At 72.2% G+C, this 19,703-nt stretch carries 18 protein-coding genes; 8 read left to right on the top strand and 10 right to left on the bottom strand.

From position 1 onward, the window contains the following. Positions 1 to 52 precede the first annotated feature (52 nt). From rpsA to AC2EAQ_RS04580, 5 genes are all read left to right on the top strand, one after another. The gene (gene rpsA / locus AC2EAQ_RS04560; protein ID WP_484640593.1) at positions 53 to 1,768 is read left to right on the top strand and encodes a 30S ribosomal protein S1; all 1,716 of its coding nucleotides are present in this window, start codon (positions 53 to 55) and stop codon (positions 1,766 to 1,768) included. Positions 1,769 to 1,783: 15 nt separating this feature from the next. Then, on the top strand, positions 1,784 to 2,101 hold the full coding sequence (locus AC2EAQ_RS04565; RefSeq protein WP_484640594.1) for an integration host factor subunit beta: 318 nt from the start codon (positions 1,784 to 1,786) through the stop codon (positions 2,099 to 2,101). A gap of 83 nt (positions 2,102 to 2,184) precedes the next feature. Then, positions 2,185 to 2,505 carry a LapA family protein gene (locus AC2EAQ_RS04570; protein WP_484640595.1) on the top strand — a complete coding sequence of 107 codons (321 nt, stop codon included), beginning with the start codon at positions 2,185 to 2,187 and terminating at the stop codon, positions 2,503 to 2,505. Positions 2,506 to 2,509: 4 nt separating this feature from the next. After that, positions 2,510 to 3,652, top strand: coding sequence for a lipopolysaccharide assembly protein LapB (gene lapB, locus AC2EAQ_RS04575; protein WP_484640596.1), 1,143 nt, complete (start codon positions 2,510 to 2,512; stop codon positions 3,650 to 3,652). Positions 3,653 to 3,663: 11 nt separating this feature from the next. Beyond that, positions 3,664 to 4,404, top strand: coding sequence for a glycosyltransferase (locus tag AC2EAQ_RS04580; RefSeq protein WP_484640597.1), 741 nt, complete (start codon positions 3,664 to 3,666; stop codon positions 4,402 to 4,404). 16 nt (positions 4,405 to 4,420) lie between these two features. Here AC2EAQ_RS04580 and AC2EAQ_RS04585 read toward each other — a convergent pair whose 3' ends face one another. The 7 genes from AC2EAQ_RS04585 to AC2EAQ_RS04615 form a co-directional block, all read right to left on the bottom strand. Then, positions 4,421 to 5,503, bottom strand: a complete 1,083-nt coding sequence (locus AC2EAQ_RS04585) for a TDP-N-acetylfucosamine:lipid II N-acetylfucosaminyltransferase family protein (protein ID WP_484640598.1) — start codon at positions 5,501 to 5,503, stop codon at positions 4,421 to 4,423. A gap of 28 nt (positions 5,504 to 5,531) precedes the next feature. Further along, positions 5,532 to 6,668 (bottom strand): dTDP-4-amino-4,6-dideoxygalactose transaminase, encoded by a 1,137-nt coding sequence (gene rffA / locus AC2EAQ_RS04590; protein ID WP_484640599.1) that lies wholly within the window; start codon positions 6,666 to 6,668, stop codon positions 5,532 to 5,534. A gap of 21 nt (positions 6,669 to 6,689) precedes the next feature. Next, on the bottom strand, positions 6,690 to 7,325 hold the full coding sequence (locus AC2EAQ_RS04595; protein ID WP_484640600.1) for an acetyltransferase: 636 nt from the start codon (positions 7,323 to 7,325) through the stop codon (positions 6,690 to 6,692). A gap of 19 nt (positions 7,326 to 7,344) precedes the next feature. Then, entirely contained in the window at positions 7,345 to 8,163 is an 819-nt protein-coding gene (locus AC2EAQ_RS04600) for a glycosyl transferase (RefSeq protein WP_484640601.1), read from the bottom strand. Further along, entirely contained in the window at positions 8,160 to 8,969 is an 810-nt protein-coding gene (locus AC2EAQ_RS04605; protein ID WP_484640602.1) for a glycosyltransferase, read from the bottom strand. Before AC2EAQ_RS04605 ends, AC2EAQ_RS04600 begins: the two co-directional genes overlap by 4 nt. Then, positions 8,966 to 12,496, bottom strand: coding sequence for a DNA polymerase III subunit alpha (gene dnaE, locus AC2EAQ_RS04610; protein WP_484640603.1), 3,531 nt, complete (start codon positions 12,494 to 12,496; stop codon positions 8,966 to 8,968). Before dnaE ends, AC2EAQ_RS04605 begins: the two co-directional genes overlap by 4 nt. 70 nt (positions 12,497 to 12,566) lie before the next feature. Then, positions 12,567 to 13,835, bottom strand: coding sequence for a patatin-like phospholipase family protein (locus tag AC2EAQ_RS04615; RefSeq protein WP_484640604.1), 1,269 nt, complete (start codon positions 13,833 to 13,835; stop codon positions 12,567 to 12,569). A 50-nt stretch (positions 13,836 to 13,885) separates the two neighbouring features. Here AC2EAQ_RS04615 and AC2EAQ_RS04620 point away from each other — a divergent pair, with 50 nt between their 5' ends. Further along, entirely contained in the window at positions 13,886 to 14,626 is a 741-nt protein-coding gene (locus AC2EAQ_RS04620) for a sulfurtransferase (protein WP_484640605.1), read from the top strand. After that, positions 14,623 to 15,588, top strand: coding sequence for an alpha/beta fold hydrolase (locus AC2EAQ_RS04625; RefSeq protein ID WP_484640606.1), 966 nt, complete (start codon positions 14,623 to 14,625; stop codon positions 15,586 to 15,588). Before AC2EAQ_RS04620 ends, AC2EAQ_RS04625 begins: the two co-directional genes overlap by 4 nt. A gap of 31 nt (positions 15,589 to 15,619) precedes the next feature. Here AC2EAQ_RS04625 and AC2EAQ_RS04630 read toward each other — a convergent pair whose 3' ends face one another. Further along, positions 15,620 to 16,306 (bottom strand): ABC transporter ATP-binding protein, encoded by a 687-nt coding sequence (locus AC2EAQ_RS04630; RefSeq protein ID WP_484640607.1) that lies wholly within the window; start codon positions 16,304 to 16,306, stop codon positions 15,620 to 15,622. Between the two features lie 94 nt (positions 16,307 to 16,400). On the opposite strand from AC2EAQ_RS04630, the gene AC2EAQ_RS04635 reads away from it, so the two are divergent. Next, positions 16,401 to 17,021, top strand: coding sequence for an arylesterase (locus AC2EAQ_RS04635; protein ID WP_484640608.1), 621 nt, complete (start codon positions 16,401 to 16,403; stop codon positions 17,019 to 17,021). 42 nt (positions 17,022 to 17,063) lie between these two features. On the opposite strand, the gene AC2EAQ_RS04640 is transcribed toward AC2EAQ_RS04635, so the two are convergent. Next, positions 17,064 to 18,968 carry a DUF6600 domain-containing protein gene (locus tag AC2EAQ_RS04640; RefSeq protein WP_484640609.1) on the bottom strand — a complete coding sequence of 635 codons (1,905 nt, stop codon included), beginning with the start codon at positions 18,966 to 18,968 and terminating at the stop codon, positions 17,064 to 17,066. Between the two features lie 187 nt (positions 18,969 to 19,155). Continuing rightward, positions 19,156 to 19,692 carry a peptide deformylase gene (gene def, locus AC2EAQ_RS04645; RefSeq protein WP_484640610.1) on the bottom strand — a complete coding sequence of 179 codons (537 nt, stop codon included), beginning with the start codon at positions 19,690 to 19,692 and terminating at the stop codon, positions 19,156 to 19,158. Positions 19,693 to 19,703: the final 11 nt, after the last annotated feature.

The raw sequence follows: 19,703 nt of genomic DNA on the forward strand, positions 1-19,703 counted from the left end.
AAGTCTGCCGGCACCACCCCCTCCTTCACCGCCGGCTCAGGAAACAACCCACATGTCCCAGACCCAGACCGCCACCACCGGCGGCGAATCGTTTGCCGCCCTGTTCGAAGAAAGCCTGAAGCGCAGCGAGATGCGCGCGGGCGAGGTCATCACCGCCGAGGTGGTGCGCATCGACTACAACTTCGTGGTGGTGAACGCGGGCCTCAAGAGCGAGGCCTATGTCCCCATCGAGGAATTCAAGACCGACCAGGGCGAAGTCGAAGTCCAGGTCGGCGACTTCGTCTCGGTGGCCATCGACGCCATCGAGAACGGCTACGGCGACACCATCCTCAGCCGTGACAAGGCCAAGCGCCTGGCGTCGTGGCTCAGCCTCGAGACGGCCCTGGAATCGGGCGACTTCGTCTCCGGCACCGTCAACGGCAAGGTCAAGGGCGGCCTCACGGTGCTGGTCAACGGCATCCGCGCCTTCCTGCCCGGCTCGCTGATCGACACGCGTCCGGTCAAGGACCTGACGCCGTACGAAGGCAAGACGATGGAGTTCAAGGTCATCAAGCTCGACCGCAAGCGCAACAACGTGGTGCTGTCGCGCCGCGCGGTGGTCGAGGCCTCGATGGGCGAAGAGCGCGCCAAGCTGATGGAGACGCTGCACGAAGGCGCGATCGTCAACGGCGTGGTCAAGAACATCACCGAGTACGGTGCGTTCGTGGACCTGGGCGGCATCGACGGCCTGCTGCACATCACCGACATGGCCTGGCGCCGCGTGCGTCACCCGAGCGAGGTGGTGCAGGTGGGCCAGGAACTGCAGGCCAAGGTGCTCAAGTTCGACGCCGAGAAGAACCGCGTCTCGCTGGGCATCAAGCAGCTTGGCGACGACCCGTGGCTCGGCGTGTCGCGCCGCTACCCCACCGGCACGCGCCTGTTCGGCAAGGTCACCAACATCGCCGACTACGGCGCGTTCGTCGAGATCGAGCCGGGCATCGAAGGCCTGGTGCACGTCTCCGAGATGGACTGGACCAACAAGAACGTGTCGCCCTCCAAGGTGGTCTCGCTCGGCGACGAGGTCGAGGTCATGGTGCTGGAGATCGACGAGGACAAGCGCCGCATCAGCCTGGGCATGAAGCAGTGCAAGGCCAACCCGTGGGAGGAGTTCTCCGCCACGGTCAAGCGCGGCGACAAGGTCAAGGGCCCGGTCAAGTCGATCACCGACTTCGGCGTCTTCGTCGGCCTGTCGGCCGGCATCGACGGCCTGGTGCACCTGTCCGACCTGTCCTGGAACGAGCCGGGCGAGAGCGCGGTGCGCAACTACAAGAAGGGCCAGGAAGTCGAGGCCATCGTGCTGGCGGTGGACGTCGAGCGCGAGCGCATCAGCCTGGGCATCAAGCAGCTCGACGGCGACCCGTTTGCCACCTACACCACGCTGAACGACCGCGGTGCGGTCGTCACCGGCAAGGTCAAGACGGTGGACCCGCGCGGCGCCGAGGTGGCCCTGACGGACGACGTCATCGGCTACCTGCGTGCCAGCGAGATCAGCCGCGACCGCGTCGAGGACGCGCGCAACGTGCTGAAGGAAGGCGACGAGGTCAGCGTGATGATCGTCAACATCGACCGCAAGACCCGCAACATCCAGCTGTCGATCAAGGCCAAGGACAGCGCCGACCAGCAGGAAGCCATGCAGCGCCTGTCGGCCAGCAACGAGCGCGAGAGCGCCGGCACCACGAGCCTGGGTGCCCTGCTGCGCGCCAAGATGGACAACAAGGACAACGCCTAAGGTCCGTCCGGCTTCATGACGCGTTCAGACCTCGTTGCGGCGCTGGCCGACAAGTTCGGCCAGCTCACCCAGCGCGACACCGAGTTCGCGGTGAAGACCATCCTCGACGCGATGTCCGACGCCCTGGCGCGCGGGCATCGCATCGAGATCCGTGGCTTCGGCAGTTTCTCGATCAACCGTCGCCCGCCGCGGCTGGGCCGCAACCCGCGCAGCGGCGAGCAGGTCACGATCCCCGAGAAGCTGGTGCCGCACTTCAAGCCGGGCAAGGCCCTGCGCGAGGCTGTGGACGCCCGTCTGCCCCTGGACGACGGGCCGCCGGCCTCGGCAGGCTGATTCCCAGCGCGCCCCACGGGGCGCGTTTTTCATTGCACGACGCGCCGGACCCGGCGCGTTTTTCCTTCTAACATTGCCGACCGATGCGAGTCCTCGCCTGGTTCCTGCGCGCCCTGATCTTCCTGGCCCTGTTCGCCTTCGCGCTGAACAACCAGCAGGAGACGGTGGTGCACTGGTTCTTCGGCTTCGAGTGGCGCGCGCCGATGGTCATCGTCGTCCTCGCCGCCTTCGCCGGCGGCCTGGTGATCGGCGTGCTGGCCATGGTGCCGGCCTGGTGGCGCCACCGCCGCGTGGCGCAGCGCAGCGCACCGCCGCCGACGGTGCAGCCCACCGTCGCGCCATCGACGCAGGTGCCGTCGCAGTTCGGCGCCGAGGCGGGCATGCCCCCGCGCGAGGGCCTCTAGCCCGATGTTCGACCTCGACATCCAGTGGCTGCTGATCGGCCTGCCGGTGGCCTTCGCGCTGGGCTGGATCGGTTCGCGCATCGATCTGCGCCAGTGGCGGCGCGAACAGCGGGCCCAGCCCAAGGCCTACTTCAAGGGCCTGAACCTGCTGCTCAACGAGCAGCCCGACAAGGCCATCGACGCCTTCATCGAGGCCGTGCAGCACGACCCCGACACCAGCGAGCTGCACTTCGCGCTGGGCAACCTGTTCCGCCGCCGCGGCGAGTTCGAGCGCGCCATCCGCGTGCACCAGCACCTGCTGCAGCGCGGCGACCTGCCGGCCGCCGACCGCCAGCGCGCCCAGCATGCGCTGGCCCAGGACTTCATGAAGGCCGGCCTGTTCGACCGTGCCGAGCAGGCCTTCGAGGCCCTCGCCGGCTCGCCCTACGACACCGAGGCGCGCCTGGCGCTGCTGCAGCTGCACGAGCGTGCGCGCGACTGGCGCGCCGCCGCCGACGACGCGGCCCAGCTCGAGCGCGCCGGCGCGGGGTCCTTCGCGGCGCGCATCGCGCACCACTGGTGCGAGATCGCGCTGGAGGCGGACGCCCGCGGCGATGCCGCCGCCGCCGAGCAGGCGCTGGAGCGCGCGCGCGAGGCCTCGGGCGGCTCCGCGCGACCCTGGGTGCAGACCGGGCAGCGCCTTGCGCTCGCCGGGCGCCACGCCGAGGCCCTGGCGGCCTGGACCGAGCTGCGGCAGCGTCACCCGGGCGCATTCGGCCTGGTCGCGGCCGACTACGCCACCAGCGCGCAGGCGGCTGAGCAGTCCGCGCAGGCGCTGACCATGCTCGCGGCGCTGCACGCCCAGCAACCATCGTCGGACCTGCTGCGCGCCATCGTGGCGCTGGAAGCCCAGCCCGAGCGCGCCCGCGAGCGCCGCGTCGAGCTGCTCGAGACGCAGCCCTCGCTGTCGGCCGCCGCCGCCGTGCTGCGCGACCGGGCCCAGGACCCCACCTCGCAGACGCTGGCCAAGGTGGTGGAGCAGGCCGCCGCGCCGCTGGCGCGCTACCGCTGCGCGGCCTGCGGCTTCGAAGCCCAACGCTGGTTCTGGCAGTGCCCGGGCTGCCTCGGCTGGGACACCTTCCCGCCCCGGCGCATCGAGGACCTGTGACGCCGCACGCCATGACCGAGACGTCCGCGCGCCGCACGATCCTGTGCATGAAGTGGGGCACCAAGTACGGCCCCGAGTACGTGAACCGGCTGTATGCGATGGTGCGGCGCCACCTGCGCGGCGACTTCGACTTCGTCTGCCTCACCGACCGCAGCGACGGCGTGCGCGCCGAGGTGCGCTGCCTGCCGATCCCGCCGCTGGCGCTGCCCGAGGGCATCCCCGAGCGCGGCTGGACCAAGCTGACCACCTTCGCCGCCGACCTGCACGGCCTGCGCGGTACGGCCCTGTTCCTCGACCTCGACGTCGTCATCGTCGACGACATCACGCCGTTCTTCGAGCAGCCGGGCGACTTCCTCATCATCCACGACTGGAAGCGCCCCTGGCGCATCACCGGCAACTCGTCGGTGTACCGGTTCGAGCTGGGTGCCCACCCCGACGTGCTGGAGCGCTTCCGCGCCGAGCACGAGCAGATTCGCGCCCGGCTGCGCAACGAGCAGGCCTGGCTGTCCGAGGTGATGCACCAGCAGGGTCGGCTGGGCTACTGGCCGTCGGCCTGGTGCGCGAGCTACAAGTACCACTGCATCCCGGCGTGGCCGCTGAACTACGTCCTTGCGCCGCGCATTCCGCCCGGGGCCCGCATCCTGATCTTCCACGGCGTGATCAACCCGCCCGACGCGCTCGAAGGCCGCTCCACGCACCCGTGGCGCCGGCCGCGGCCAGCGCCGTGGATCGCGGACCATTGGCGCGAGTGACCGCGTCCCTCGAGCGTCAGCCGGTCAGCGCCGGCAGGCTGCGGATCGCCTGCACCACACGTTCGCGCGCGTAGTGCGCACCGATGCGGCGGCGGTTCTCGGCCCTCTGTGCCTCGGTGATCGGCACCAGCGGCGCACCCGGAGCCAGGTCGTCGACCGACCTCAGGTGCAGGCCCAGATCGCGGTAGAAGGCGTAAAGCGGGTTCTCCGGCCGCAGGATCACGGTGGCCCCCCGGTAGACGGCGGCGCCCACGTTGCCCACCGCCTGCTGGCGGCGATGGTTCATCAGCACGAAGCCGCAGCCGGCGATGCGACGGTTGTAGTCGTCGATCGACATCCAGTCGAGCAGCGGGTCGAATCGCTCGCCGAACACGCGCCGACCGGCGTCGGCCACCTGCCGCCCATAGGCCGCGTTGCCGTAGGACAGCGGCACGACGATGCGCCCGGTCCCAGCGCGGGTGGTCAGCCACTCGAAGGCCTCGAGGTGGTTGTTCGACGCGGTGGCCGAGTTGCCCACCAGAACGTCAGGCCCCGTCATGTCGGCGCCGCCGCGCCCGAACACGTCCTCGGCCGTGAACAGCGGCAGCTCGTGGTGCACGGCGGTCAGCGCCGGCAGGGCCCTGCGCAGCAGGGCCACTTCGGTGGGCAGCACGCTGAAGCAGTGCAATCGGGATGCCACGCGTTGCAGGGCCTGCGACTTGTCGGCGGCCGGCTCGTCGTCGTCGGCGCCCACCAGCGCCCGCGTGGACGGAAGCAGCGGCGGCCCAAGCAGACCGCCCAGCAGCGGGTAGTAGTCGTAGCCCCAGCCCAGCCAGGCCACCCGCGTGTGTGCCGGCGCGCGCAGGATCGCGTTGGCGAAGATGGTGGTCATGCTGTGCGAGACGATCGCGTCGGCGCCGGCCACGTCGCGGCCGATCAGCGGCGTGCGGAACCACCACTCGGCGCGGTCGGTGACGCCGGGGCCGGGCGCGACGAACTTCAGTGCCGCCCGGCTGCGTCGGGCGATCAGCCAGTGGTTGGCACCGGGGAACGCGCGCTCGAACAGGTCGCGCATCAGCGGAATGAACTTCTCGTCGCGCGCGAGATGGACGATCCTCATCGGCAGCGGTCCCGGCGCGGGCGGCCCCTCAGGCCGCGCCGCACACCTCGGCGCAGACGGCCATGAAGGTGTCGATCACCAGCTCGCGGTCGACGCCGATCCACAGCGGCAGGCGCAGCAGCCGCTCCGACAGCGCGTCGGTGTGGCGCAGCTCGCCATGGGCGCGTGCGAAGCGGCGCCCGGCCGGGGCCGAGTGCAGCGGCACGTAGTGGAACACCGGGCTCACGCCGCGTTCGCGCATGCGGCGGATCACCTCCTGCCGCTGCGCCAGGGTCGGCAGCAGCACGTAGTACATGTGCGCGTTGTGGACGCAGCCCTCTGGCACGATCGGCCGGCGGATCCAGCCGCGCTCCTCCAGCCCGGCCAGCTTCTCGTGGTAGTGGCGCCAGATGCCCAGGCGGCGCCGCGTGATGTCGTCGCCCTGCTGCAGCTGGGCCCACAGGAAGGCGGCGATCAGTTCGCCCGGCAGGTACGACGAACCCACGTCGACCCAGGTGTACTTGTCCACCTGGCCACGGAAGAATGCGCTGCGGTTGGTGCCTTTCTCGCGAATGATCTCGGCACGCTCGGCCAGCGCGTGGTCGTTCGTCAGCAGCGCACCGCCTTCCCCCGAAATCACGTTCTTGGTCTCGTGGAAGCTCAGGCAGCCGAGGTCGCCGATCGACCCCAGCGGCTGGCCTCGGTAGGTGGAACCCACGCCCTGGGCTGCGTCCTCGATGACCATCAGGCGGTGGCGCCGCGCGATGTCCATCAGCGTGTCCATCTCGCAGGCCACACCGGCATAGTGCACCGGCACGATGGCCTTGGTGCGCGGCGTGATCGCCGCCTCGACCAGCGTCTCGTCCAGATTGAGCGTGTCGGGTCGGATGTCGACGAACACCGGCACGCCGCCGCGCAGCACGAAGGCGTTGGCCGTGGACGTGAAGGTGTACGACGGCATGATCACCTCGTCGCCCGGCTCGATGCGCGCCAGCAGCGCGCTCAGCTCGAGCGCCGCGGTGCACGAATGTGTCAGCAGCGCCGTGCGCACGCCAAACTGCTTCTGCAGATGCTCGTGGCAGTGCTTGGTGAAGGGCCCGTCGCCGGCCAGCATGCCGTTGGCATGCGCCTCGGCGATGTAGACGAACTCGCGGCCCGTCATGTAGGGGCGGTTGAACGGCTCCATCGAGTCTCCTTGGGGTCGGGGTCAGTCGCGCCGCGCGCTGCGCGGGCCGGGGTAGACGCCGTCGGCGGCGCAGTCGGTCATGATCACCGCGCCGGCACCGATGACGCAGCGCGGCCCGACGCGCACGCGATCGCGGATGGTGGCGTTGGTGCCGACGAAGCAAGCCTCGCCGATCTCGGCGTCGCCTGCGACCACCGCCGCCGGCGCGAAGAAGCAGTGCGCGCCGACGCGGGTGTGATGGTTGATGCCCACCTGCGGGCACAGGAACACGTCGTCGCCGAGCTGCGCGAACGGCGACACCACGGCCTGCTCCTGGATCAGCGTGTTGGCCCCGATGCGCACGTTCTCGGCCACCCAGGCGCTGGGATGGACGTAGCTCGGCAGCGTGTAGCCGCGCGCGCGCGCCAGCTCGAACTTGCGCTGCCGTGCCTGCGTGGCCAGGAAGCCGATCGCAATGAACAGGTCATGCGTGCCGGGGCCGAAGCGCCGCAGTGCCTCGTCGAATTCGAGCACCGGTCGGCCGCAGAACGTGTCCTCCCTGCGGTACTCGGCGTCCACCGCAAAGGCCTCGACGCGCCGCCCCGCTGCGCCGGTGAAGTAGAAGTGCATCTGCTCGGCCAGCAGCGCGGTGCCCACGATGACGATCGGCTTGTCCATGGCGGATGTGGTGCGGGCGCTATTCGCGCCAGTGCTCCTCGATCCATCGTACCGGCAATACGAAGCGTTGCAGGTGACGGCGGCGGTTGTCGTCGACCCGGGGTCCGTCGCCGAACGTGGCGCGCAGGTGCTGCCAGCGCGACGGAAAGGGCGGCACGCGCTTGTTCCAGCGGCCGACCATCACGTCGTCCGGGTTGGGCCCGCCGGGGAAGGTGACGATGCGCGCACCCGCGGGCAGGCGGGCCGGCACGAAGTAGCGCAGCGGGAACGGCGGCAGGCAGTGCAGCCGGAAGTGCCGGGTCCAGGCCTCGGGCCAGAACTTGACGCCGCCGGTGACCGCATGGGTGACGTAGTGCTGCTCGAACTGGTACTTGTCGGCCACGGCCTGCGCGTCGGCCCGGAAGTCGGCCAGCACGTGGGCATTGCCGCCGACAGGAAAGCGGAACACCGAGGTCTGGCCCAGCCGCTCCAGCGGCCGCGCCCAGTTGCGCGCGACGAACACGTCGTCGGGCTCGCCCACGGTGAAGTAGTCGTCCACCGGGCCGACGATCACCGAGTCGAGGTCGACGAACAGCGCCGGCTCGCCGGTGGTCAGACCCGGCACGGTGGCGCCCCACAGCACCTGCTTGCGCCACTTGCCCATCGTGCGCTGCGGGTGCGGCACACCCAGCTCGGGCAGGTCGAAGCATTCCACCTCGGGCCGGATCCCGTCGCGCGCGTCGGTCAGGCACACCAGGCGCCAGGGCGGGGCGAGGTGGCGCGACAGCATGCCGTAGAGGCGGTTCACGTACTCGGGGCCGTACATCGTGCCCCACTTGACGCACACCACCTGCTTCATGCGGCCTCCGTGCCCTGCCACGCGCGGCGCAGCCAGTCGACGTTGCCGATGTGCCGGTACCACTTGTGGCCGCGGCCGGCCAGCACGTCGGACATCTTCGGCTCGCCGGCGAACACCACCATCTTCGTGCCCGGCGGCACCGCCGGGTCGCGCCAGTAGCTGGCCAGGCCGCGCGGCACGCAGGCGTTCTTGAAGCTCACGCACCAGCCCTGAGGCCAGTAGTGCAGGTCGCCATGGGCGGCCAGCTGCGCGCTCTGGAACTGCTGCGAGATCTCGTAGCGCGACGTGGCGCCGCGCGGATCGGCCAGGTAGGCGTCGAGCACGTAACGGTGCGCGCCGATCTCGAAGCGGAACACCGACGAATTGCCCACGCTGTGCAGGAAGCGATCACGCTCCGGGTTCAGCCGGCGCAGCGGCTTGGCGCGGAACAGGTCGTCGTCGCGCACGATGAAGAAGCGCCCGGGCAGGTCGAAGAACGGCGCCATGTCGTCGACGATGACGAGGTCGAGGTCGAGGAACAGCGTCGGGCCCGACAGGTCGGCCAGCGTCTCGCGGAACACCGCCAGCTTCTGCCACCGCGTGTCGGTGTGCCCCGGCGGCAGGCCGAGGTCGGGCAGCGGCATCGCCTCGATGCCCGGCGTCAGGCCGGTGGCGTCGTCGGTGAAGCACACGAACCGGTGCGGCCGCGCCAGGTGGCGCGCCACACCCTCGCGCAGATGGTTCACGTACTCCGGGCCGTACAGGCGGCCCCACTTCATGCAGATGACGTTGACGATTGCCGCGCTGCCGCCGCCGGCGCCGGTCATTCGTACACCACCGCGGCACGGCCCTCGTGGGCCAGCGTCTTCCAGCGCGCCAGCGCCTCGTCGGTGGGCCAGAAGCGCGCCGCCTCGCCCAGGTCGAGTGCCGCCTCGACGCGCTCGCGCTGCAGCTGCAGGCGGATCGACAGGCCCTGCTGCAGTTCGCCCTGCTCCGTCTCCACCCGCCGCGGCGGCCAGGTGCGGATCACGTCGGCCACCGGCGGCGCCTTGCCGTTGACGGTCACCGCCAGGTAGCGGCCGAAGCGCGCCCGCGCCGAAGGCAAATCCCACACCGAGTTGACCTGCAGGCGCAGGCCGCCGGTGAAGCGGTCGTTCTGCACCTTGCCCTGGATCAGCACCAGCTCGTCCTCCTTCAGGCGCTCGCGGTGGGCGTCGTAGAGCTCCTCCGCAGCCACGGCCTCGATGTACTCGCTGCCGTCGTCGAGCCGGAAGATCGCCGTGCGCCCGCGCGCGCCGTTGACCACGCGCAGGTCGCTCACGATGCCGGCCAGCAGCTGGGGCTCGCGGCTGTCCACCAGGTCGGCGATGCGCTTCTTCGCGAACTGGCGCACCTCGGGGGCGTACTCCTCGAACAGGTGGCCCGACAGGTAGAAGCCCAGCGCGGTCTTCTCGGCCGTCAGGCGCTCCTTGATGCTCCAGGGCTGCGCCTTCACCAGCGACGGCTCCTGTGTGCTGGCGGCATGCGAGTCGTCGAAGTCGAACAGGCCGCCCTGATGCTCGTTGACGTCCTGAGTGTCGGCCCACTCGAAGGCCAGCCCCACGCTGGCCAGGGCCGCGGCCCGGTCCGGGTGCAGCGCATCGAAGGCGCCGGCCTTGATCAGCGCCTCCACCACGCGCTTGTTGACGCGCTGGCGGTCCACGCGCGCGGCGAAGTCGAACAGGCTGCGGAACGGCCCGCCGCCCTCGCCCTCGTGGGCCCCGGTGCCCTCGCGCGCGGCGACGATGGCCTCGATGGCGCCCTGCCCCGTACCCTTGACGGCGCCCAGTCCGTAGCGCACCACGGTGTCGCTGACGGGCTCGAAGCGGTAGACCCCGCGGTTGATGTCCGGCGGCTCGAAGCTCACGCCGAACTGCTTCGCGTCCTCGATCAGCAGCTTGAGCTTGTCGGTGCTGTCGAGTTCGACCGTCATGTTCGCGGCGTAGAACTCGGCCGTGCAGTGCACCTTGAGCCAGGCCGTGTGATAGGCCAGCAGGGCATACGCGGCGGCGTGGCTCTTGTTGAAGCCGTAGCCCGCGAACTTCTCCATCAGGTCGAAGACCTCGTCGGCCTTGGCCTGGTCGATGCCGTTCTTCGCCGCGCCGGCGCGGAAGATCTCGCGCTGCTTGGCCATTTCCTCGGGCTTCTTCTTGCCCATCGCGCGGCGCAGCAGGTCGGCGCCGCCGAGCGAGTAGCCGCCCAGCACCTGGGCCGCCTGCATCACCTGCTCCTGGTAGACGAAGATGCCGTAGGTCTCGGACAGCAGGCCCTCGAGCAGCGGATGCGGGTACTCGATCGGCTCGCGCCCGTGCTTGCGGGCGCAGAACATCGGGATGTTCTCCATCGGGCCCGGGCGGAACATCGCGTTGAGCGCGATCAGGTCCTCCAGCCGCGTGGGCTTGGCGTCGCGCAGCATGCCCTGCATGCCGCGCGATTCGAACTGGAACACGGCCTCGGTGCGACCCTCGGCGAAGATGCGGTAGGTGGCCGCGTCGTCCAGCGGCAGGCGGGCGAAGTCGAAGTCCTCCTGGCCCTTGCGGCGCGCGCGGATGAACTCTTTGGCCTGCTCCAGGATGGTCAGCGTGGCCAGGCCGAGGAAGTCGAACTTCACCAGGCCGATGGCCTCGACGTCGTCCTTGTCGAACTGGCTCACCGCGCTGTCGCTGCCGGGCTGCTGGTACAGCGGGCAGAAGTCGGTGATCTGCCCGGGCGCGATCAGCACGCCGCCGGCATGCATGCCGACGTTGCGCACGATGCCTTCCACCCGCGTGGCCAGCGCCAGCAGCTCGGCCACCTCCTCCTCGGCGGCCTCGCGGCGCTCGATCTCGGGCTCCTCCTTGCGCGCGTAGATGACGCCGTCCTCGGGCTCGTCGGGCACCCGCGCCAGCGTCACCGTCTTGCCCGGCGGCGCCACCACGAGCTTGGCGATCGAGTCGACATGGCCGTAGCCCATGCCGAGCACGCGGCCCACGTCGCGCAGCGCGGCCTTGGCCGCCATCGTGCCGAAGGTGGCGATCTGGCTCACCGCGTCGCGGCCGTACTTGGCCTTCACGTAGTCGATCACGCGCTCGCGGTTGGCCTGGCAGAAATCGATGTCGAAGTCGGGCATCGACACCCGCTCCGGGTTCAGGAAGCGCTCGAACAGCAGGTTGTATTCGAGCGGGTCCAGGTCGGTGATCGACAGCGCGTAGGCCACCAGCGAGCCGGCGCCCGAGCCGCGGCCCGGGCCGACCGGGCAGCCGTTGGCCTTGGCCCACTGGATGAAGTCGGCCACGATCAGGAAGTAGCCCGGGAAGCCCATCTTCACGATGGTGTCGAGCTCGAACGCCAGGCGCTGCTCGTAGCGCGGCCGCTCGCGCTCGCGGCGCGCCGGGTCGGGGTAGAGCTGCGCCAGCCGCAGCTCGAGCCCGGCCTTCGACTCGGCGCGGAAGTGCGCCTCGATCGGGATGCCGCCCGGCGTCGGGAAGTCCGGCAGCCGCGGCTTGCCCAGCACCAGCTGCAGGTTGCAGCGCTGCGCGATCGCCATGCTGTTGGCGAGCGCCACCGGCAGGTCGGCGAACAGCGCGGCCATCTCGGCCTGCGACTTGAAGTACTGGTCGCGCGAGAAGCGCTTGACGCGGCGAGGGTTGGCCAGCGTCTCGCCCTCGGCCACGCACACGCGCGCCTCGTGCGCCTCGAAGTCGTCGGGCTCGAGGAACTGCACCGGGTGCGTGGCCACCACCGGCAGCCCGAGGCGGGCCGCCAGCGGCACCGCAGCGCGCACGTGGCGCTCGTGATGGGGCAGGCCGGCGCGCTGCAGCTCGATGTAGAAGCGCTGCGGGAAGATCGCCGCCAGGCGACCGGCCAGCGCCGTGGCGCGCTCGTCGTCGCCCGCCAGCAGCGCCTGCCCCACCGCGCCGAGGTCGGCGCCCGACAACGCCAGCAGGCCGTCGGCATGCGCCTGCAGCCAGTCCCACTTGACCCAGGCCTGGGCGCGCTGCACGTTGGTGGTCCAGGCCAGCGCGAGCAGGCGGCACAGGTTGAGGTAGCCGCGCGTGTCCTGCACCAGCACCAGCAGGCGGCTGCCCTGCTTGTCGCCGGCAGGCCGGCCCGGCTCGGGCTCGAGCCAGAGGTCGCAGCCCACCACCGGCTTGACGCCGAGCTTGCGCGCCGCGCCGTAGAACTTGACCGCGCCGAACAGGTTGGACAGGTCGGTGATCGCGCAGGCGGGCTGCGCGTCGCGCGCGGCGGCCGCCACCGCGTCGTCGACCCTCAGGGTGCCGTCGACGACCGAGAACTCGGTGTGGGTGCGCAGGTGGACGAAGGTCGCGGGCATCGGGCGGAGGCAACGGCTGGGCCCGCATTATCGGCCGCGGGCCGGCGCACCCGGCCGGGCCCCCCGGCGCTCAGCCGTCGGCGTCGTCGAGGCCGCCCCAGTGGGTGGGCGACGGGTCCCGGTCCGCCAGCGCGATGGCATCGCTCGGCCAGCCGAAGAAGGCCAGCACGTCGTCGCGGCGCGCCATCGTGTCGGCCATGCCCAGCGCGATCAGTTCGCGCGTGAACCCCTGCTCGAAGAGCAGGTAGCTGGCCAGCGCGGCGCCGCCTCGACCGCCGCCGGCGCCCGTGCCCACGCCCATGCCGCGCAGCAACGCGCGCACCGGCGCGGGCAGCGACTCCACGTGGCGCGAGGCGATGTCGTCCAGGCGCTGGCTGGGCGCGATCACGAGGATCTCCACCGGCCGCAGCGCGGACTTGTCGCGGTGCGCCGGGTCGAGCAGTTCGAGCGTGCGGTTGATGCGCTGGGCGCGCTCGATGTCCACCGCCAGCGCATCCAGGAAGATGTTCGACAGCGCATGCCCGGCCACCTGCGCCAGGCTCGGGTAGTCGCCGTCGCCGCGGCGCTGGCCCGGTGGCTCGTGCAGACGGCCGGCGCCGATGACGAACACGCGCTGGGCCCCCAGGTGCACCGCGGGCGACAGCGGCGCGGACTGCCGCATCGAGCCGTCGCCGCACCATTCGCGCTGGTCGCCCACCGCCAGCGGCACGGCCGGAAAGATGAACGGGATCGCCGCCGACGCCAGCAGGTGCGGCGTGTCGATCTCGCTGGGCACGGCGATGCGCTGCGAGCGCAGCCACGGCTCGAACGGCCGCGCGGTCTGGCAGAAGGTGACGTGGTTGCCGCTGGTGTAGCTCGACGCGGTGACCGCCAGCGCCTGCAGGTGGCCGGCGTCGAGCAGCGCGGGCAGCCGGTCCACCGCCACCACCTTGCGCAGCAGCTCGGCCAGCGGGCTGTTGTCGAGCAGCGAGCGCGGGCTGGCGCGGCGCCAGCGCGCCAGGGCCCAGCCCATCGTCAGCATCGTCAGCCAGCGCGCGCCGGTGCGCACCACGCCGAAGGCGTCGGCCCGGTACACCTGGTCGGCGCGGAAGTGGCGCCACACGTCCACCAGGGCCGCCACGGCATGGTCGAAGCGGTCGGCCTGGCAGGCCAGGGCGGCGGCGTTGATGGCACCGGCCGACGTGCCCGTGATGATGCCGAACGGGTTGCGCGCAGGCGCCCCGACCTCGCGCCGGATGCGCCCCAGCGCCCGCAGCACGCCCACCTGGTAGGCCGCGCGCGCTCCGCCGCCGGTCAGCACCAGGCCGGTGGTCGCGCTGCGCGCATCCGCGGGGGTCATGGCGGCAGATTGTGTCCGGGCGCCCGTCGGGCAGTTCGTAGAATTTCGACGTGCCCGGCCCCTTCTTGAACCTCAGCGCCTACCGCTTCGTGACGCTCGACGCACTCGACGCCCTGCGCCAGCGCATCGAGGACCGCGCCGCCGCGGCCGGCCTGCGCGGCACCGTGCTGCTGGCCGAGGAAGGCATCAACCTCTTCGTGGCCGGCGAGCCCTCGGCAGCGCGCGGGTGGCTGGCCGGCCTGGGGGACGATCCCCGCCTGGCCGGGCTCGCGGCCCGCGAGAGCTTCAGCGACACCCTGCCCTTCCGGCGCCTGCGCGTGAAGGTCAAGCGCGAGATCATCCGCATGAACCAGCCGCAGGTGTGCCCGGTGCAGGGCCGCGCACCGGCACTGGATGCCGGCACGCTGGCGCGCTGGCTCGACGCCGGGCGCGACGACACCGGCCGCGAGGTGGTGCTGCTGGACACGCGCAATGCCTGGGAGGTCGACGCCGGCGCGTTCGACGGCGCGATCGACTGGCGCCTGGCGAAGTTCTCCGACTTCCCCGCGGCCGCCGCCTCGCACCGCGACGCGCTGGAGGGCCGCACGGTCGTCACCTACTGCACCGGCGGCATCCGCTGCGAGAAGGCCGCGCTGGCGCTGCAGGCGGCCGGCGTCGATGCGGTGTGGCAGCTCGACGGCGGCATCCTCGGCTACCTGGAGCGGCTGGGCGCACGCCACTGGCATGGCCGCTGCGTCGTGTTCGACGAGCGCGGCGCGGTGGACGAGCGCCTCGCGCCGGCGGCCGCATGAGCTGGCTGCTGCGCCTCGTCGGCCTGCTGCTGATGCTCACGGCGCTGGCCGTGTCGCTGTCGCGGGCGCCCGACCGGCCGGTGCAGTCGCTGGTGGCGCGCTGGGCGCCGCCGCCGTCGGACTTCATCGAGTTCAAGGGCCAGATCGTGCACCTGCGCGACGTCGGGCCGCGCGGCGATCCGGCGCCGCTGCTGCTGCTGCACGGCACCGGCGCCAGCCTGCACACCTGGGAGGGATGGGTGCCGGTTCTGGCGCGGTCCCGGCGCGTCATCAGCGTGGACCTGCCCGGCTTCGGCCTCACCGGCCCGTTCTCCGGTGCGCCCGGCGGCTATGCGGCCGACGACTACCGCGGCGACACCTACGCCCGCTTCGTGCTCGACCTGATGGACGCGCTGCGGGTGCAGCGCGCGGTGCTCGTCGGCAACTCGCTCGGCGGCGAGATCGCCTGGCGCACCGCCGCGATGGCGCCGGCGCGGGTGGACCGGCTGGTGCTGCTGGACGCCACCGGCTACGACTTCTCGCCGGGCAACGTACCGCTGGGCTTTCGCGTCGCGGCGCTGCCGGTGCTGGGCTGGATCGGCCAGCACCTGCTGCCGCGCGCGCTGGTGGCGCAGAGCGTGCAGAGCGTCTACGGCGACCCGTCGCGCCTGACGGAGCCGGTGGTCGACCGCTACTTCGAGCTCACCCTGCGCGACGGCAACCGCCGCGCGCTGGGCCTGCGCATGCGGCAGCTGGAGATGGGCGCGCATGCCGACCGCCTGAAGTCGCTGACGCAGCCCACGCTGGTGCTGTGGGGCGGCCGCGACCGCCTCGTGCCGCCGGACACCGCGAAGCGCTTCGCCGCCGACATCCGCGGCGCCCAGGTCGTGGTCTTCGACGACCTCGGCCATGTGCCCCACGAGGAGGACCCGGCGCGCACCGTGCGCCCGGTGCTGGAGTTCCTGGGCCTGCCGCCCGCCTAGGCGCGCGCAGGGACGCGGACGCGGCGCGCGCTCAGGCCGACGGCGCGGCGATGCGCCCGGCCTCGATGCGGATCTGCTGCTGGCAGCGCGCGGCGATGTCGCGGTCGTGCGTGACCAGCAGCAGCGTGGTGCCTGCCTCGCGGTTCATCTCGAACATCAGCTCCATCACGCGCTCGCCGGTGGCGAAGTCGAGGCTGCCCGTGGGCTCGTCGGCCAGCAGCACGGCGGGCTTGACGACGAAGGCACGCGCCAGCGCCACGCGCTGCTGCTCGCCGCCGGACATCAGCCGCGGGTAGTGGGTCAACCGCTCCCCCAGGCCCACGCGTTCGAGCATCTCCGCCGCCACGGCGCGCGCGTCGCGCCGGCCCAGCAGTTCCAGCGGCAGCATCACGTTCTCGAGGGCCGTCAGGTGGGACAGCAACTGGAAGCTCTGGAACACGAAGCCCATGCGCTTGGCACGCACCGCGGCGCGCGCGTCCTCGTCGAGCGCGAACAGGTCCTTGCCGGCCAGCTTGACCGTGCCCGAGGTGGGCACGTCCAGGCCGGCGATGATCGACAGCAGCGTGCTCTTGCCCGAGCCGGAGGCGCCCACGATGGCCACCGACTCGCGTGGCGCGAGCGCGAAGTGGATGTCGTGGAGAATCGTCAGCACGCCGGTGGAGTCGCCGACCTGCTTGGTCACGTGCTCGACCTCGATCAGAAAGGGTGACGCAGGCATGAAGCTCGGTTTCGGGAAGTCGGCAACGGCAACGCGCCGCACCTGGCTCGCTCACTGTAGCCGCATTGCCCTGCTCGTCGCGGCGGGCTCTGCAATGCCCCCGAAAGGCGCGGCGGCGCAGGCCCCGGCGGCTGCCGCGTCGCCCCGGTCGTCCGTGGTGCTGGTGGTGGGCGACAGCCTGTCGGCCGAATACGGCCTGGCCCGCGGCACCGGCTGGGTGGCCCTGATGGAACAGCAGATCGCGCGCGACAAGCTGGCCGTGCGCGTGGTCAACGCCAGCATCAGCGGCGACACCACGTCGGGTGGCCGCTCGCGCCTGCCGGCCCTGCTGGCGCAGCACCGCCCCACCCATGTGGTGATCGAACTCGGCGGCAACGACGCCCTGCGCGGGCTGCCGCTGGCGATGACGCAGGACAACCTGACCACGATGGTGCGCGCGGTGCGTGCCGCCGGCGCGCGCGCCGTGCTGGTGGGCATGCAGGTGCCGCCGAACTACGGGCGCCAGTACGGCGACGCGTTCTTCGGCCTGTTCGCCAAGGTGGCGCAGGCCGAGGGCGCGGCCCTGGTGCCGTTCCTGCTGCGCGGCGTGGCCGACGCGCCCGACGCCGAGGCGATGTTCCAGCCCGACCGGATCCACCCGCGCGAGGCGGCGCATCCGCGCATGCTGGCCAACGTGTGGCCGGTGCTGCGGCCGCTGCTGGCCGGCGCCCGCTAGCGGCTGCGGCCGGGCGCACCCCGGCGCACGGGCGGCCGCGCCTCAGCGGTTCTGCTGCTCGCGCGACACGTCGCCGCCACGGCGATCGTCGCGCCGGTCGTCCCGGCGATCTTCCCGGCGGTCCTCGCGCCGGTCCTCGCGACGCGACGGCCCCGGCTGCACCGGTTGAACGGGTTGCACCGGCTGCACGGGCTGGGCGCGCGGCACGGCTGGCACCACCGGGGACACCGGGGCCACGGGAGCCACCGGCCGCACCGGCTGCACACTGCGGCGGTCCACGTCGGGCTCGGCGCGCTGGCGGGCGCGGTCGTCGTCGCGGCCGCGCTGCCGGTCGTCGTCACGGCCCCGTTCGCGCCGGCCGCTGTCGTCGATGCGGACGTCGTCGCGGCGCTCCTGCACATCGCGCTGCGGCGAGCCGGCCGGCGTGATCACGCGCTGGCGCTCCGGCAGCGTGCGCACCTCGCGGTCCGGCGCGCCGCGGGCCGTGTCGCCACCGTCACCGCGCGCCGCGCCGATGCGCCCCGGCGGCGTCCAGGGCGCCACGCGCACGGCGCCCGGTGCCTGCGGCACCGCAGCCTGGGGCGCGATGCCACGCGCCGCGGGCGGCGGCACCGGCACCGAGGCCACCACGCGGTCGGGCGCGCCGCCGCGGTCGCCGGGCTGCCAGCGGGCGATGGTGGGCGCGTCCACCGGCAGCACGGCACCCGACACGGGCTGCCGGTTGCGGATCACGCCCTGCGGCACCACGGTCACGCCGCCGGCCACGCCCTGGTTGGTATAGCTGATGGGCCCGGTGGGCACGGTGCGCTCGTAGCGCGGGTTCGGGCCATGCCAGTGGCGGTGCGTCACGTTGACGTTGCGCACGTAGATGTTGGTGACCTGGTAGGTCGGGTGGTAGATCTCGCGCGGGCCCAGCGGCACCCAGCCGACCGACGGGCCGCCGATGCTGACGCCCACGCTGACGTTCGGGCCGCCGAACCAGGCCACCAGGGCCGGCGCGAACACCGGACGCGCGACGTACTGGCCCGGCGCCCAGGCCCAGCGGCCGTTCCAGTGCACCCAGCGGCCGTAGTGGAACGGCGCGAAGCCCCAGGGCGCGTCGTCGACCCAGGTCCAGCCCCAGGGGCGCACATGCGCCCAGTGGCCATAGCGGTAGGGGGCCCAGCCCGCCACCACCACGGTCGGGAACCAGATCGCGCCGTAGTCGGGATGGCGGTCCCAGCGGCCGTAACGGTCCAGGTCCTCGGCGCCGGTCATCTCGGGCGAGACGTAGCGCTGGCGCTCGCGGTCGCGGTCGTCCTCGCGGTCCTGGCGCGCCACCCAGTCGCCGAAGCGGTCGTCGGGCATCGAGGCCCAGGCGTAATGGGTCTGGCCGCGCTCGACCCAGAACTCGGCCCGCTGGCCGGCGGCCAGGTCGAGCACGCTGTCGCGGGCCTCGAAGCGCAGCGCGCCGGACAGTGCCGCGCCGAAGCTGCCGTCGCTGCGCACGTCGACGCGGTAGCGCCCTCCGCGCAGCGGCTCGTAGCGGCCTTCGGCGGCCAGCAGCGCGAACTCGCGGGCGCTGTCGCCGCGCACGCGCAGCGCCACCGTGCCGCCCAGCACCCGCACGCGCACGCGGTCGTCGTCCAGTTGCACGAACTCGATGTCGGTGCCGCCGTCCAGCCGCAGCGTGGCCGAGCCGACCTGCACCTCGGCGCGGGCGCCGCGCTCGGTGGACAGGCGGTCGCCCTCGGTGAGCGGCCGGTTGCGGCGCGGCTGGATCCAGTCGCCGTCCTCGTCGTCGTAGAACCACACCGTGCCGTCGGTGTCGGCGATGCGGCCGACGCGCCCGGGCGGGTCGGCCCAGGCGGCGCCGCTGGCCACCAGGGCGGCCAGGGCGAGGGCCATGCCGGCCAGGGCGCGCATCGGCACCAGGGGCCGCGGCAGGGGGCGGGGGGCTAGGGACATGGCATCTCCTCTGGGGCGCCCCGGCGTGGGGGGGCCTGGTCGGCTCAACGCCGCATCGCGGGGCGACGCTGACGCAGCAATATTGCTTTACGTAAGCCCGGCGGCGCCTCGGGCCGGTGCCGGGCTGCCCCCAGCGGCCCGGGCTCCCCTCGGGGGGCGCGAGCGCAGCGGGCCGGTGTCGGTCATGTCAATCGTCCCCGGCCGGGTCCAGATCGGGAAACAGCACGCTGGTGTAGCCCAGGCGAGTCAGGTCGGTCATCCGCGTGGGGTACAGGCGGCCGATCAGGTGGTCGCATTCGTGCTGCACCACGCGGGCGTGGAAGCCGTCGGCCTCGCGCTCGATCGGGTCGCCATAGGGGTCGAAGCCGCGGTAGCGGATGCGCTGCCAGCGCGGCACCACGCCGCGCAGCCCGGGCACCGACAGGCAGCCCTCCCAACCGTCCTCCATGGCGTCGGACAGCAGCTCGATCACCGGGTTGCACAGCACGGTGCGCGGCACCGGCGGCGCGTCGGGGTAGCGCTCGCTGCGCGCGAAGCCGAAGATCACCAGTTGCAGGTCGACGCCGATCTGCGGCGCGGCCAGGCCCGCGCCCTGCGCCGCGGCCATGGTTTCGAACATGTCGGCCACCAGCAAATGCAGCTCGGGCGTGTCGAACGCGGTGACCGGCGGCGCCACGCGCAGCAGGCGCGGGTCGCCCATCTTCAGGATCTCGCGGACAGCCATGTCGGTTGCAG

This window comes from Aquabacterium sp. T101, assembly GCF_057219775.1.

Coding starts and splice junctions, on each gene's coding strand:
- AC2EAQ_RS04565 (WP_484640594.1), top strand. CDS start 1,784: ATGACGCGTTCAGACCTCGTTGCGGCGCTGGCCGACAAGTTCGGCCAG.
- AC2EAQ_RS04605 (WP_484640602.1), bottom strand. CDS start 8,969: ATGACCGGCGCCGGCGGCGGCAGCGCGGCAATCGTCAACGTCATCTGC.
- AC2EAQ_RS04585 (WP_484640598.1), bottom strand. CDS start 5,503: ATGAGGATCGTCCATCTCGCGCGCGACGAGAAGTTCATTCCGCTGATG.
- AC2EAQ_RS04615 (WP_484640604.1), bottom strand. CDS start 13,835: ATGACCCCCGCGGATGCGCGCAGCGCGACCACCGGCCTGGTGCTGACC.
- def (WP_484640610.1), bottom strand. CDS start 19,692: ATGGCTGTCCGCGAGATCCTGAAGATGGGCGACCCGCGCCTGCTGCGC.
- AC2EAQ_RS04600 (WP_484640601.1), bottom strand. CDS start 8,163: ATGAAGCAGGTGGTGTGCGTCAAGTGGGGCACGATGTACGGCCCCGAG.
- AC2EAQ_RS04640 (WP_484640609.1), bottom strand. CDS start 18,968: ATGTCCCTAGCCCCCCGCCCCCTGCCGCGGCCCCTGGTGCCGATGCGC.
- AC2EAQ_RS04570 (WP_484640595.1), top strand. CDS start 2,185: ATGCGAGTCCTCGCCTGGTTCCTGCGCGCCCTGATCTTCCTGGCCCTG.
- rpsA (WP_484640593.1), top strand. CDS start 53: ATGTCCCAGACCCAGACCGCCACCACCGGCGGCGAATCGTTTGCCGCC.
- lapB (WP_484640596.1), top strand. CDS start 2,510: ATGTTCGACCTCGACATCCAGTGGCTGCTGATCGGCCTGCCGGTGGCC.
- rffA (WP_484640599.1), bottom strand. CDS start 6,668: ATGGAGCCGTTCAACCGCCCCTACATGACGGGCCGCGAGTTCGTCTAC.
- dnaE (WP_484640603.1), bottom strand. CDS start 12,496: ATGCCCGCGACCTTCGTCCACCTGCGCACCCACACCGAGTTCTCGGTC.
- AC2EAQ_RS04580 (WP_484640597.1), top strand. CDS start 3,664: ATGACCGAGACGTCCGCGCGCCGCACGATCCTGTGCATGAAGTGGGGC.
- AC2EAQ_RS04595 (WP_484640600.1), bottom strand. CDS start 7,325: ATGGACAAGCCGATCGTCATCGTGGGCACCGCGCTGCTGGCCGAGCAG.
- AC2EAQ_RS04630 (WP_484640607.1), bottom strand. CDS start 16,306: ATGCCTGCGTCACCCTTTCTGATCGAGGTCGAGCACGTGACCAAGCAG.
- AC2EAQ_RS04635 (WP_484640608.1), top strand. CDS start 16,401: ATGCCCCCGAAAGGCGCGGCGGCGCAGGCCCCGGCGGCTGCCGCGTCG.
- AC2EAQ_RS04625 (WP_484640606.1), top strand. CDS start 14,623: ATGAGCTGGCTGCTGCGCCTCGTCGGCCTGCTGCTGATGCTCACGGCG.